Below are 13,244 nucleotides of genomic sequence, written 5' to 3' on the forward strand. Positions count from 1 at the left end.
TGCGTATCTGCGGCGCCGCCCGCCGGCTATCCACAGAGAAGTGATGCACATGCCTGAATTCGACGACATCGCCCCCCAGCTGGCCGCGCAGGCCATCGAACTTCCGTCCTGGGCCTTCGGCAACTCCGGAACCCGCTTCAAGGTGTTCTCCACCCCGGGCACGCCGCGCACCGTGGAGGAGAAGATCGCCGACGCCGCCCAGGTCCACCGGTTCACCGGGCTGGCCCCGAAGGTGGCGCTGCACATTCCGTGGGACAAGGTGGACGACTACGCCGCGCTGGCCCGCTACGCCGCCGACCAGGGCGTGGAGCTGGGCACCATTAACTCCAACACGTTCCAGGACGAGGAGTACAAGTTCGGTTCGCTGACGCATGCCGATCCCGGCGTGCGGCGCAAGGCGATCGACCACCACCTCGAGTGCCTGCGCATCATGGACGTCACCGGCTCCCGGGACCTGAAGATCTGGCTGGCCGACGGCACCAACTACGCCGGGCAGCAGGACATGCGCGGACGCCAGGACCGCCTCGCCGAGTCGCTGGCCGAAATCTACGCCCAGCTGGGCGACGAGCAGCGCCTGGTGCTGGAGTACAAGTTCTTCGAACCGGCGTTCTACCACACCGATGTGCCGGACTGGGGCACCGCCTACACCCAGGTCGCCGCCCTCGGCGACAAGGCCAAGGTCTGCCTGGACACCGGCCACCACGCCCCCGGCACCAACATCGAGTTCATCGTCATGCAGCTGCTGCGCCTGGGCAAGCTCGGCTCCTTCGACTTCAACTCCCGCAACTACGCCGACGACGACCTGATCGTCGGCGCCGCCGATCCGTTCCAGCTCTTCCGCATCATGGTCGAGGTGGTCCGCGGCGGCGGGCTGGACCCGGAGGCCGGCGTCGCGTTCATGCTGGACCAGTGCCACAACATCGAGGACAAGATCCCCGGCCAGATCCGCTCGGTGCTCAACGTCCAGGAAATGACGGCCCGTGCCCTGCTGATCGACGGCGAGGCCCTCGCCGCCGCGCAGGCCGCCGGCGATGTGCTCGGTGCGCACCAGGTGCTGATGGACGCCTTCTACACCGACGTCCGCCCGCAGCTGGCCGCCTGGCGCGAGTCCCGGGGCCTGCCCGCCGATCCCATGGCCGCCTACGCCGCGTCCGGCTACCAGCAGCGCATCGCCGAGGAACGTGTCGGCGGCACCCAGGCCTCCTGGGGCTCCTGAGCCCGTCCGGCGTTGCCGCCCGGGGCACCTGAGCCCCGGGCGGCGGCGCCCGCCCTCCCGCTTCCGCCCTCCATTCGATTTCGTCCACTCCACGAGGAGACCCTTCGCATGAACGCCCCCGCCAGCACCCCGACCGCCGGGCAGACCGTCGTCGCCGACCTGATCGCCCGTTCCAACCGGCTCGGTTCGGACCCGAAGAACACCAACTACGCCGGCGGCAACACCTCCGCCAAGGGCACCGCGGCCGACCCGGTGACCGGCGAGGACGTTGAACTGCTGTGGGTCAAGGGCTCCGGCGGTGACCTGGGCACCCTCAGGGAGAAGGGCCTGGCCGTGCTGCGCCTGGACCGCGTGCGCGCGCTGAAGAACGTCTACCGCGGCGTCGAGCACGAAGATGAAATGGTCGCCGCGTTCGACTACTGCCTGCACGGCAAGGGCGGCGCCGCGCCGTCGATCGACACCGCCATGCACGGGCTGGTGGACGCCGCGCACGTGGACCACCTGCACCCGGACTCCGGCATTGCCATCGCCACCGCTGCCGACGGCGAGGAGCTGACGGCGAAGATCTTCGGCGACAAGGTGGTCTGGGTGCCCTGGCGCCGCCCCGGCTTCCAGCTGGGCCTGGACATCGCCGCGATCAAGGAAGCCAACCCGGCCGCGGTCGGCACCATCCTCGGCGGCCACGGCATCACCGCCTGGGGCGCAACCAGCGATGAGGCCGAGGCCAACTCCCGGTGGATCATCGACACCGCCGAGGCCTACATCGCCGAGCACTCCAAGGCCGAGCCGTTCGGCCCGGTGCAGCCCGGCTACGAGGCGCTGCCGGAGGCCGAACGGCGTGCCAAGGCCGCCGCGCTGGCCCCGGTGATCCGCGGCCTGGCCTCGCATGACCGCCCGCAGGTGGGCCACTTCATGGACGACCCGCGGATCCTGGACTTCCTGGCCGCCGCGGAGCACCCGCGGCTGGCCGCCCTGGGCACCTCCTGCCCGGACCACTTCCTGCGCACCAAGGTCAAGCCGCTGGTCCTGGACCTGCCCGCCGACGCCTCCATCGAGGACTGCGTTGCCCGGCTGAAGGAACTGCACGAGGCCTACCGCGCCGACTACCAGGCCTACTACGAGCGCCACGCCGACGCCGATTCGCCCGCCATGCGCGGCGCGGATCCGGCCATCGTGCTGGTGCCCGGCGTCGGCATGTTCTCCTGGGGCAAGGACAAGCAGACCGCCCGGGTGGCCGGCGAGTTCTACCTCAACGCCATCAACGTCATGCGCGGCGCCGAGGGCATCTCCAGCTACGCGCCGATCGACGAGTCCGAGAAGTTCCGCATCGAATACTGGGCGCTGGAGGAGGCGAAGCTGGCGCGGATGCCCAAGCCGCGCAGCCACGCCACCCGGATCGCCCTGGTGACCGGCGCGGCGTCGGGCATCGGCAAGGCCATCGCCACCCGCCTGGCCGCCGAAGGCGCCTGCGTGGTCATCGCCGACCTGAACCTGGAGGCCGCCGAGCAGGTGGCCGCCGAGCTGGGCGGCTCCGACGTCGCCATCGGCGTCCGCGCCGACGTGACCGACGCCGCGCAGGTCGCCGCCGCGGTGGACGCCACCGTGCTGGCCTTCGGCGGCATCGACCTGGTGGTCAACAACGCCGGCCTGTCCATCTCCAAGCCGCTGCTGGAAACCAGCGAAAAGGACTGGGACCTGCAGCACGACGTCATGGCCAAGGGCTCCTTCCTGGTCTCCCAGGCCGCGGCCAAGGCCATGATCGCGCAGGAAATGGGCGGAGACATCCTCTACATCTCCTCCAAGAACTCCGTCTTCGCCGGCCCGAACAACATCGCCTACTCCGCGGTCAAGGCCGACCAGGCCCACCAGGTGCGCCTGCTGGCCGCCGAACTGGGCGAGCACGGCATCAAGGTCAACGGCATCAACCCCGACGGCGTGGTCCGCGGCTCCGGCATCTTCGCCGGCGGCTGGGGTGCCAAGCGCGCCGCCGTCTACGGCGTCCCCGAGGAGGAGCTGGGCAAGTTCTACGCCCAGCGCACCCTGCTCAAGCGCGAGGTGCTGCCGGAGAACGTGGCCAACGCGGCCGCCGTGCTGACCGGCTCCGACCTCTCCCACACCACCGGCCTGCACATCCCGGTCGACGCCGGCGTCGCCGCCGCGTTCCTGCGCTGAGCGGCGCATCGGGCAAGAGATAAGGACAGAGCATGAGCACATCGGCAGCGGTGGCGGCCGTCGACCTGGGGGCGACCAGCGGCCGCGTCATCCTGGGCAGCGTGGCCGACGGGCGGATCCGGATGCGGCACGTGGCGCGCTTCCCCAACCAGCCGGTGCGGCTGCATGAGGGGAACGGGTCCGGCCTGCACTGGAACATCACCGAGCTCTACCGGTCCCTGACCGCAGGGCTCGCGCAGGCGCTGCGGGAGGAACCGGACGTCCGGTCCATCGGCGTCGACTCCTGGGCCGTGGACTACGGGCTGCTGCGCGGCGGGAAGCTGCTCGGCCTGCCGTACCACTACCGGGACGAGCGCACCGCCGCGGGCGTGCAGGCCGTGCACGCCGCGGTGGCGCCGGAGGATCTGTACGCCCGCAGCGGCCTGCAGCACCTGCCGTTCAACACGGTCTTCCAGCTGGCCGTGGACCGGCAGCGCGGCGACCTGGCCGCGGCCGACCGGGCCCTGCTGATCCCGGACCTGGTGGCCTACTGGCTCACCGGCGCCCAGGTCACCGAGGAGACCAACGCCGCCACCACCGGGCTGCTGGATGCGCGCACCCGGCAGTGGGACGCCAACCTCATGGGCCGGCTGGGACTGCCCGCGGACCTGTTCGCGCCGCTGGTCGCTCCGGGCGCCGAAATCGGCGGCCTGCTGCCGGCGGTGGCCGCGGAACTGGGTGCTCCCGCCGGGCTGCCGGTGACCGCGGTCGGCTCCCACGACACCGCCTCAGCGGTCGTCGCCGTGCCCTTCGCCGACGAGGACGCCGCGTTCATCTCCTCCGGCACCTGGTCCCTGGTGGGCGTGGAGCTGCCCGCGCCGGTCCTCACGTCCGAAAGCCACGCCGCCAACTTCACCAACGAAGGCGGCGTGGACGGGCGGATCCGGTACCTGAAGAACGTCTCCGGGCTCTGGCTGCTCTCCGAGTCCATCCGGACCTGGGATGGTCCCGGCGCCACCGACGCCCAGCGCACCAGCAACCTGGCCGAACTGATCAGCCAGGCGGCCGCCGTCACGGAGCCGATGCCGGTCTTCGACGTGATGGACGACCGGTTCACCCCGCCCGGGGACATGCCGGCCCGCATCGCCGAATGGTGCACCGAGCGCGGGATCCGGCCGCCGCAGACCCGGGCCGAGGTGGTGCGCTCCATCCTGGAGTCCCTGGCCGCGGCCTATGCCGACGTCCTGGAACAGATCGAGCGGCTCACCGGGCGGACCATCCGCACGGTCCACGTGGTCGGCGGCGGATCGCAGAACAGCCTGCTCTGCCAGCTCACCGCCGACCGGACCGGCCGCACCGTATACGCCGGTCCGGTCGAAGCCACCGCGATCGGCAACGTGCTGGTCCAGGCCCGCGCCGCCGGCCTGGTCAGCGGCGGGCTGGAGGAGCTGCGCCTGCTGGTCGCGCGGACGTTCGAACCGATCCGCTACGAACCGCGGGTCACCGCGGCGCGCTAGGCGCCGTCTCCGGCCGGAGCCCAGTCCCCGCGCGGGATCTCCGCGGGCCCACCGGTGTCCACCCGTCCCGCCATCGGCGAGGAGGCGAGGGCATGCCGGCGGGCCGGTATCCGGCCCGCGCCGGCGGCCAGCCGGCCGGCGGCGACGGCGTGCGCCATGGCCGCGGCCATGGCGACCGGATCCTGGGCCCGGGTCACCGCGGAGGCCAGCAGCACGGCGTCGCAGCCCAGCTCCATGGCCCGGGCGGCCTCCGACGCCGTGCCGATGCCCGCGTCCAGGATCACCGGCACCTGCGCCCGGGTGCAGATCAGCTCAATGTTGTGCGGGTTCAGGATCCCCAGTCCGGTGCCGATGGGTGCCCCCAGCGGCATCACCGCCGCGGCGCCCACGTCCTCCAGCCGCCGGGCGACGGCGGGATCATCCGAGGTGTAGGCGAAGACCCGGAAGCCGCGGGCCGCCAGCTGCTCGACGCCGTCCAGCAGCTCCACCACGTCCGGCAGCAGCGTCCGGTCATCGGCGATGACCTCCAGTTTGACCCAGTCCGTCTCCAGCGCCTCGCGCCCCAGCTCCGCCGTCAGCAGCGCGTCCCGGGCGGTGTAGCAGCCGGCGGTGTTGGGCAGGATCCGGATGCCGTTGCGCTCCAGCACCTCGAACAGCGAGCTGCCCGACGCCGGGGCGTACCGACGCAGGGCCACCGTGGTCAGCGCGGTGCCCGAGGCCAGCAGCGCCTGTTCCAGCGTGTGCAGCGAGCTGAGCCCGCCGGTGCCCATGATCAGCCGGGAGCCCAGGGCCACCCCGTCAATGACCAGCGGATCGGTGAAGGTGTCCATGATCAGCCTCCCTGCACGGCGGTCACGAGTTCGATGCTCTGCCCGTCCGCCACCGGTGTGGTGTGCCAGAGGCTGCGCGGCAGGACGACGGCGTCCACCGCCACCGCGACGCCCAGCCGGCCGCCGTCGGCCGGCTGGCCTGCCGGGTCGAGGGCGCGGCCGAGCGCGGCGGCGACGAGCTGGGACACCGTGGTGTCCTCGGGCACGGCGCGGGCGGCGCCGTTGAAGGTAATGGCCGGCATGGATGGTTCCTTTCAGAGGTGCGTCGGGACGGAGCGGAAACGGTCCGGGGCAGCTGCGGCCAGATACGCGGCGTCCGCAGGATCGGCCCCGGACGTGCCGGCGATCAGGCCGGCCGTGAGCCGGGCGGCAAGCGGCGCCAGCAGCACGCCGTGCCGGAAGAAGCCGGTGGCCAGCACCAGCCCGGCAACCGGGCGGCCGTCGTCGGTGCGGGGAATGCCCAGACAGGGCAGATCGTCGGGGGTGCCGGGCCGGGCCCGGGCCATGGTCTCCACCAGCTCCAGATCGTCCACCGCAGGCACCAGCGCCCGGGCATCACGCAGCAGGGCGAAGACCCCGCCGACGTCCACCCCAGGGCGGTTGTCCTCGCGGGAGGTGGCGCCGATGACCAGGGAACCGTCAGCCCGCGGCACAAGGTAGACGGGAACGCCGTGGACCAGGCCGCGCACGGTCCGCTCGAGCAGGGGAGGAGCCCCGGGCCGCACCCGCGCCCGCAGGATGTCCCCGAACACCGGCCGCACCGGCGGCAGGCTGAGCCCGGGCGGAAGGTTGGCCGGTTCCGGGCCTGCTCCGGTGGCCAGCACGGTCCAGCCGGCGCGCACGGTGGTGCCGCCGGCCAGGACCAGTCCGGCCACGGCACCGTCGGCGGTGCGGTGCAGCGCCTCGGCGCGGTCCCGGAGAACCAGCGCCGGCCCGCCGTCGTCGGCACCCGGTGTTCCCCAGGTGCCAGCGTCCCGGCAGCCGAGGGCGCCCAGGAGCGCGGCGGCCAGCATCCGGGGATCCACCTGGTGGTCGCTCGGAATCCGGAAGACGCCGGCCAGCCCTGGGCTGAGCGCCGGCTCCATCCGGCGGGCGGCCCGCAGCGGAAGCGGTTCCACCGCCATTCCGTGCGCCTCCTGCAGGCGGCGCAGGTCCTCCAGGGCGCGCCGGTCGGCGGCGTCGGCTGCGCAGGCCAGGGTCTCGGTAGCCCGGTAGCCGGACGGCAGCCCCGATGCCCGTTCCACGGACGCAGCGAACTCCGGATACTCCCCGGCGGCGGCGCGCATCAGCGGGAACAGGGCCTCCTGCTGATACTGGACCTCGCTGGCTGGGGCCAGCATACCGGCCGCGGCCCGGGAGGCCCCCATGGCGGGGGCGGGATCCACCAGCGCCACCCGGAATCCTGCCAACCGGAGCCGCCACGCGACGGCGAGGCCGATCACGCCCGCGCCGGCCACCGCGACGTCCACCGACACGGAGCGGTCGGGGGCGTAGTTGTCAGGCGCGGCGGGGCCGCCGGGAGCGGGGAGGGCAGGGTGCATCGGAGGGTCCTTTCCTACGGCGGCATAACCCGCATCAGGTGCGGCGGTCGGCGCTTAAGCCCTCTCAGCCCCGGAGGGCTCCCGCAGAACCGCTGATCCTTCTCAGCGTGTGGCCCAGCATACATGCGCCCCTGACGGCGTTCGGCTGCCCGGCACCGGCGGACCGCCCGTCGGGCCGCCCGGCTGCCCGCCGTCATCGGAGGGCATTTCCGCCCCCACGTGGGACGGGGCTCATTAGAATGGACCCCTGCACCCTGGACGGCCGCGGCGGTCCGGGCCGAAGCCAGCCCGCATGACGCACCACGACCGATGTGAAAGTGAAGGCACTGCATGGAGAGATTCCCGGTGAGCATCAAGGACGTCGCCAGGGAAGCCCGGGTCTCGATCGGCACGGTCTCCAACGTGATCAACCGGCCCGAGATGGTCTCCGAAGACCGGCGCCGCCGGGTGCAGAAGGCCATCGAGGACCTCGGGTATGTCCGCAACGACGTCGCCCGGCAGCTGAAGGCGGGCCGCTCGCGCACCATCGGGCTGGTGGTGCAGGACACCGGGAACCCGTTCTACAACGAGATCGCCCGCGGTGCCGAAGCGGCCGCGGACGCGCACGGGCAGGCCGTGATCGTGGGCAATTCGGGGCTGTCCCGCAGCCGGGAACAGGTCTACCTGGACCTGTTCGAGGAACAGCGCGTGCGCGGCGTGCTGATCACCCCCCAGTCACCGGAACGGCGGCGGATCGACCGGCTGCGCTCCCGCGGTACCCCGGTGGTGCTGGTGGATGAACAGGCGCCGGCCTCCCAGTACTGTTCCCTGGCCGTTGACGACGTCGAGGGCGGCCGGATGGCGGTCACCCACCTGCTCGAGGGCGGAGCGCGGCGGGTCACGTTTGTGGGCGGCCCGACGTCCCTGCACCAGGTGGCGGACCGTGAAGCGGGAGCCCGGGCCGCCGTCGACGCCGTTCCCGGGGCGTCGCTGGACGTGGTGGATACCGAGTCCCTGACCGTGCTGGAGGGCCGCCGCGTCGGCGAGGCACTGCTGGGCAGGCCGGCGGCCGAACGCCCCGATGCGGTTTTCGCGGCGAACGACCTGCTCGCCATCGGACTGCTGCAGGCCTTCGTGTTCGGCCACCGTATCCGGGTGCCGCAGGACATCGCCCTGATCGGCTACGACGACATTGATTTCGCGCCCTCAGCCATTGTTCCGCTGTCCTCCATCCGCCAGCCGGCGCGGCTGATCGGGCGCACCGCCGTCGAACTGCTGGAAGATGAGCTGGCCGAGGACCACCACCACCGGCACGTCAGTTTCCAGCCGGAGCTGGTGGTGCGTGATTCGACCCGGCCGCCGCGCTAGCAGCAGGGAACCGCAGGGGAACCGGGGCGGGCAGGGCTAGGCGGGCTGGCCGTCGCGGCCGAGGGCCCGGACCGCGGCGAGCTCGGCGTCGATGCGCCGCTCCAGCTCACCGGCGGAGAGGGTCTGCGAGCCGCCGTGGGCGCGCAGATAGAGCAGGGTGTCCAGGCGCAGCACCCGCCATTCCCGTTCGGCGGCCTGGTCTCCGGCCTCGGCGGCGCGGTGGATCTCGCGGTCGTACAGGTTCGGCTGGTTGAGCTGGCGCTGCAGCAGTTCGGCGGCGAGCTTGGCCTTCAGCGGATCGGTTTCGGAGTCGTCCGCGGCCCGCACCGCCCGGGCGAAGGCCGCCGAGGCCTCCGGGTCGCCCTGCTCGCGGGTGATGTGCGAGGCGAGGGCCAGGGTGCCCTGGATCCAGTGCCAGCGGCCGAAGTTGCCGTCGAAGGGCAGCCCGGTGAGCAGGGTGCTGACCTGCAGGGCGTGCCGGGCGTCGGCCAGGTCCACGTACAGCAGGTGCGCCAGGTCCCGGACGTCCTGCAGCTGGCTGCCGGACTTCACGTTGAAGCCGCGGCCCAGCCGGGCGGTGATCTCGCGGACGGCGGGTTCGTCGGGGTGGGCCCGGGCGGCGGCGTCGAGGACGGCGGTGAAGCTTTCCTCCTCAGTGGGCACCGAACGGACGGCGGCCGACGGCGGCCCCTCCGGAGCCGGCGCCTGGACCCGCACGGTGGAGCCGTACGCCATCCGCACGGTCCGGTTGTCCTCAAGCAGGGCCACCGCGAGGGCGGGCACGCCGAAGTCATCCGTTTCGACGCTCAGCGACTCGACCGGGGCGGCGCTGCCGTCGGCGAGAACCAGGGCCTGGCCCGGGCGGAGGTGTTCCGCGTTCACCCGGAAGGCATACGTCTCCGGCTGGTTCTCTGGCATTGCTGGTTCCTTCTCCCTCGGACGGTTCCCCCAGTATATAAAGGTGCGGTAACGACGCCGCTCAGCGACCCCAGCCGGCGGAGGCCAGGGCCTGCCGGAGCAGGTCGCCGCGGCCGCCGGAGAATTCGTTGTACACCTCGGGGCGCAGCGCCTCCTCGGGCGTCAGCCAGGACAGCTCCAGGGCGTCCTGCCGCGGATTGCACTCACCGGTCACCGGAATCACGTAACACAGCGCGACGGCGTGCTGGCGTTCGTCGGTCAGCCCGGTCTGTGAGGGGGCGGGGAAATACTCGGCCACGGTGAACGGGGTCAGGCAGGGCGGCAGCTGGGGCAGCGCCATGGGCCCGAGGTCCTTTTCCAGATGGCGCAGCAGGGCGGCGCGGATGGTCTCACGGTACATCACCCGGCCCGAGACGAAGGAGCGCACGATCTGACCCTCGTTGGTTCCCTGCAGCAGCAGGCCCACCTCGGTCACGTACCCCAGCGGGTCGCAGCGCACCGGAACGGCCTCCACATAGACCATGGGCAGCCGCTGCCGGGCTTCGTGGAGATCCTCCTCCGAGAGCCAGCCGGGATAAGGGTCTGGGGTACGAACGCTCATAGCAGTGTTCTACCGCAAAGCCCGGCCGGGCGTCATTCGGCACGCGGCGCTTCTGCCCGTGGCTGAACCCGGGACGGACACGGGATCCGGGCGGGGCGGCGGAGGAACGGGCGCTGTCCCTTGCCCCTCCGCGGCCGAGCGGGGAGCCTGATGGCAGGTCCCGGTGCCGGCGCCATCTGCGGTCCCGGCGGGCCCCCGAGGAGGAACCATGTGCCGTCTGTTTGGAATGCACACCGGCGCGCCGGCGAAGGCCACGTTCTGGCTGCTGACCGCCCCGGACAGCCTGGCGCAGCAGAGCCGCCGGGAAGCGGACGGGTTCGGCATCGGGCTCTTCGATCCCCAGGGGCGGCCCAAGGTGGACAAGGCGCCGATCGCCGCGTACGAGGACGTGCAGTACGCGGCGGAGGCCCGCGAGCTGGAGGGAACCCCGTTCGTGGCGCATATCCGGTACGCCAGCACCGGAGGAGACACCCTGGTCAACACGCATCCGTTCCTGCAGGAGAACCGGCTGCTGGCCCACAACGGGGTGGTGGAGGACCTGGGGCTGCTGGAGGACCGGCTGCGGCAGCTGGGGGTCATGGACCTGGTGCGGGGCCAGACGGATTCGGAGCGGGTGTTTGCCCTGATCACCGGGGAGGCGCGCCGCAACGGAGGGGACCTGGGGGCGGCGATCACCGCGGCCCTGACGTGGGTGGCCGGGAACCTGCGCCTCTACGCGGTGAACCTCATCATCGCCACCGCCGGCGAACTGTGGGCTGTCCGCTATCCGGCGACCCATCCGCTGTACGTGCTGCAGGTGGCCGCCGAGGAACCGCACAAGGGCAAGCGCTCGGCCCGGATCAGCATGGAAAGCGAGGACCTGGCCCGTAACCGGCGCCCCGCCGTCGTGATCGCCACCGAAAAGATGGACGACAACCCGAACTGGCGGCTGATGGACTCCGGCGAGGTGCTCCGCGTGCACAGCGGCCTGGAAGTGGAGCGCAGCTTTCCGCTGCCGGCGGAGCCGAGCCATCCTCTGACCCTGGCGGACCTCGATGAGCATGCCGCGCAGTCGCAGCAGCCGCTCAAGACCTCCGGCTGATTCCTCCGCCGGCCGCCCGGGCGGCGGCCTCGAACACCAGCCACGCCTGCAGCTGCGTGGAGAGACCCACGGCGGTTCCCGGCGACGACGCCGCGTCGGCGTCCCGGCCGGCGTGCCGGGCAAAGACCGGGAGCCCGCCGAGGCTGCCCCGCCCTGCCCACAGGGCGTCTGCGGTGGCGTCGAGCAGGGCGGCGGCGGCGGCCCGCGGGCCGTCCGGCAGCCTCGGATCCACTGCAGCGGCCGCCAGGTACCGTGCCAGGATGCCGGTGAAGAGGCCCCCGTCGCCGCCGTCGTGGCTGCGCAGCACGCCCTCCGGCCCGGCCAGGTGTACGGCCACGGCCTCCACCAGCCCGGCGGCCGCCGCAAGGTTCGCCTCTCCGCCAAGTTCCAGCAGCGCCCCGAGCACCGGTCCCTGGTTGTAGCTGTAGACCGCGCGGTCCAGCGTGGGCTTTGAGCCGCGCATCCGGATCCCGTCCAGGAACAGGCCGGACTCCGGGTCCTGGAGCGTGCCCTGCAGCCAGTCCACCAGCTCCTGCGCCCGGCCGTGCTCGCCGAGGCGGGCGAAGTGCAGGGCCGCCGGACCGGTGGCCGCGGTGTTCTTGTAGTTGCGGTCCCGGTTCCACCAGAGCCCGCCGCCGAGCTCCGGCGTGTGCGCCGAGACCAGCGCGTCGGTCAGCTGCCGCGGCGTCCCGGCGTCGCCGTCGAGCGCGCCCAGCCGGTGGGTGGCCAGCGCCAGCCAGGCCATGTCGTCGTAGAAGCTGTTGGTCCAGCGCAGGCCGTTGCGGACGGCAATGCCGCGCGCCAGCCGCCGGGACGTCCGCAGCGCGGCGGCCGCCTCACGGGCCCGTCCCGCGGCCTGCAGCCGCTCGGCCCGGTCCAGCAGCGCCTCCAGATAGTGGGCCTGCCACCAGTAGTGCCAGGGCCCGGCCGGTGCCAGGCGCCGGAGCCCGCCGGCCGGCGGCGCGGGAGCCTGCACCCGGGCCAGGTGGGTGCCCGGCAGGCCGAGCGCCCTGCCGCCGAAGGTGCGCACCACGGCGTCGGCCGCCGCCTCCGCCCGGGCAGCGGGAACGGCATCGTCATCGGGTACGGCTGCGGGATCCACCATGGCCCCAGCCTAGCCAGCCGCCGGCGGCCGGCCGGCGGAACGTCATGGAAGAGCAGGCACGGCCGGCGCTGCTGCGCCTGTGGCGCGGACCACAGTAGGCTCGGAGTCCAGGCAACCATCTGCAGGAGGAATCAGTGGACATTTCCGGTACATCGGCCCTTGTCACCGGCGGCGCGTCAGGATTGGGCCGGGCCACGGCCCGCAGGCTGCACGACGCCGGCGCGACCGTCATCCTGGTGGACCTGCCCTCCTCCGGAGGGCTGGCCTACGCCGCCGAGCTGGGCGACAACGCGCACTTCGTGCCCGGCGACGTGACCGATCCGGAGCAGGTGCAGTCGGCGGTGGAGGCGGCCATGGCGGCCGGGCCGCTGCGGATCGCCGTGAACTGCGCAGGCATCGCCACCCCGGGCAAGGTGCTCGGCAAGGACGGAGTGCTGCCCCTGGCGGACTTCGCCCGGGTCATCAACGTGAACCTGATCGGCACGTTCAACGTCATCCGGCTGGCCGCGGCCGCCATGGCTGAGACCGATCCGGTCGAAGCCCAGGGCACCGCGGAGCGCGGCGTCATCATCAACACCGCGTCGGTCGCGGCGTTCGACGGGCAGATCGGCCAGCCCGCCTACGCGGCGTCCAAGGGCGGGGTGGCGGCCATGACGCTGCCGATCGCGCGCGAACTGGCCCGGCACCTGATCCGGGTGGTGACCATCGCCCCGGGCATCTTCGAGACGCCGATGATGGCCGGGCTGCCGCAGGCCGCCCAGGATTCGCTCGCCGCCCAGGTTCCGCACCCCTCGCGGCTGGGGCGGCCCGGGGAGTACGCGCAGCTGGTGGAGCACATCGTGGTGAACCAGATGCTTAACGGCGAGACCATCCGCCTGGACGGCGCCATCCGGATGGGGCCCAAGTAAGCTGACGGCCGCCGGAGCCGACGGCGGCT

Annotated in this window: 12 protein-coding genes and 1 riboswitch; of the genes, 6 read left to right on the forward strand and 6 right to left on the reverse strand. The window is 72.5% G+C overall.

Annotated elements, in window-relative coordinates; genetic code table 11:
- The first annotated feature begins 49 nt into the window (after positions 1-49).
- The 3 genes from rhaI (at position 50) to AC5RV6_RS15230 (ending at position 4,884) form a co-directional block, all read left to right on the forward strand.
- A complete protein-coding gene (gene rhaI, locus AC5RV6_RS15220) occupies positions 50-1,216 on the forward strand; it encodes an L-rhamnose isomerase (protein ID WP_494008199.1) in 1,167 nt (388 codons plus the stop codon).
- A gap of 108 nt (positions 1,217-1,324) precedes the next feature.
- Positions 1,325-3,388, forward strand: a complete 2,064-nt coding sequence (locus AC5RV6_RS15225) for a bifunctional aldolase/short-chain dehydrogenase (protein WP_494008200.1) — start codon at positions 1,325-1,327, stop codon at positions 3,386-3,388.
- Positions 3,389-3,420: 32 nt separating this feature from the next.
- Positions 3,421-4,884, forward strand: coding sequence for a rhamnulokinase (locus AC5RV6_RS15230; protein ID WP_494008201.1), 1,464 nt, complete (start codon positions 3,421-3,423; stop codon positions 4,882-4,884).
- Here AC5RV6_RS15230 and AC5RV6_RS15235 read toward each other — a convergent pair.
- The 3 genes from AC5RV6_RS15235 to thiO all read right to left on the reverse strand — a co-directional run bounded on the left by AC5RV6_RS15235 (position 4,881) and on the right by thiO (position 7,255).
- The gene (locus tag AC5RV6_RS15235) at positions 4,881-5,714 is read right to left on the reverse strand and encodes a thiazole synthase (RefSeq protein ID WP_494008202.1); all 834 of its coding nucleotides are present in this window, start codon (positions 5,712-5,714) and stop codon (positions 4,881-4,883) included. The genes AC5RV6_RS15230 and AC5RV6_RS15235 overlap by 4 nt on opposite strands.
- A 2-nt stretch (positions 5,715-5,716) precedes the next feature.
- Positions 5,717-5,956, reverse strand: a complete 240-nt coding sequence (gene thiS, locus AC5RV6_RS15240; protein ID WP_494008203.1) for a sulfur carrier protein ThiS — start codon at positions 5,954-5,956, stop codon at positions 5,717-5,719.
- A gap of 12 nt (positions 5,957-5,968) precedes the next feature.
- Positions 5,969-7,255: a glycine oxidase ThiO gene (gene thiO, locus AC5RV6_RS15245; RefSeq protein WP_494008204.1), complete on the reverse strand. Its 1,287-nt coding sequence runs from the start codon at positions 7,253-7,255 to the stop codon at positions 5,969-5,971.
- A riboswitch (TPP riboswitch) is annotated at positions 7,250-7,350 on the reverse strand. (Overlaps the previous gene by 6 nt.)
- Before the next feature lie 235 nt (positions 7,351-7,585).
- On the opposite strand from thiO, the gene AC5RV6_RS15250 reads away from it, so the two are divergent.
- Positions 7,586-8,602 carry a LacI family DNA-binding transcriptional regulator gene (locus AC5RV6_RS15250; protein WP_494008205.1) on the forward strand — a complete coding sequence of 339 codons (1,017 nt, stop codon included), beginning with the start codon at positions 7,586-7,588 and terminating at the stop codon, positions 8,600-8,602.
- A gap of 36 nt (positions 8,603-8,638) precedes the next feature.
- On the opposite strand, the gene AC5RV6_RS15255 is transcribed toward AC5RV6_RS15250, so the two are convergent.
- Both AC5RV6_RS15255 and AC5RV6_RS15260 read right to left on the reverse strand, forming a co-directional pair.
- On the reverse strand, positions 8,639-9,520 hold the full coding sequence (locus tag AC5RV6_RS15255) for a DUF6707 family protein (protein WP_494008206.1): 882 nt from the start codon (positions 9,518-9,520) through the stop codon (positions 8,639-8,641).
- A 61-nt stretch (positions 9,521-9,581) separates the two neighbouring features.
- The gene (locus AC5RV6_RS15260) at positions 9,582-10,121 is read right to left on the reverse strand and encodes an NUDIX hydrolase family protein (protein ID WP_494008207.1); all 540 of its coding nucleotides are present in this window, start codon (positions 10,119-10,121) and stop codon (positions 9,582-9,584) included.
- 208 nt (positions 10,122-10,329) lie between these two features.
- On the opposite strand from AC5RV6_RS15260, the gene AC5RV6_RS15265 reads away from it, so the two are divergent.
- On the forward strand, positions 10,330-11,202 hold the full coding sequence (locus AC5RV6_RS15265; protein WP_494008208.1) for a class II glutamine amidotransferase: 873 nt from the start codon (positions 10,330-10,332) through the stop codon (positions 11,200-11,202).
- Here the strand turns inward: AC5RV6_RS15265 and AC5RV6_RS15270 are convergent.
- Positions 11,186-12,307, reverse strand: coding sequence for a glycoside hydrolase family 76 protein (locus tag AC5RV6_RS15270; RefSeq protein ID WP_494008209.1), 1,122 nt, complete (start codon positions 12,305-12,307; stop codon positions 11,186-11,188). The two genes, AC5RV6_RS15265 and AC5RV6_RS15270, sit on opposite strands and share 17 nt — an antisense overlap.
- Before the next feature lie 134 nt (positions 12,308-12,441).
- On the opposite strand from AC5RV6_RS15270, the gene AC5RV6_RS15275 reads away from it, so the two are divergent.
- Positions 12,442-13,215, forward strand: coding sequence for a 3-hydroxyacyl-CoA dehydrogenase (locus AC5RV6_RS15275; protein WP_494008210.1), 774 nt, complete (start codon positions 12,442-12,444; stop codon positions 13,213-13,215).
- Positions 13,216-13,244 lie beyond the last annotated feature (29 nt).

This window comes from Arthrobacter saudimassiliensis, assembly GCF_059090665.1.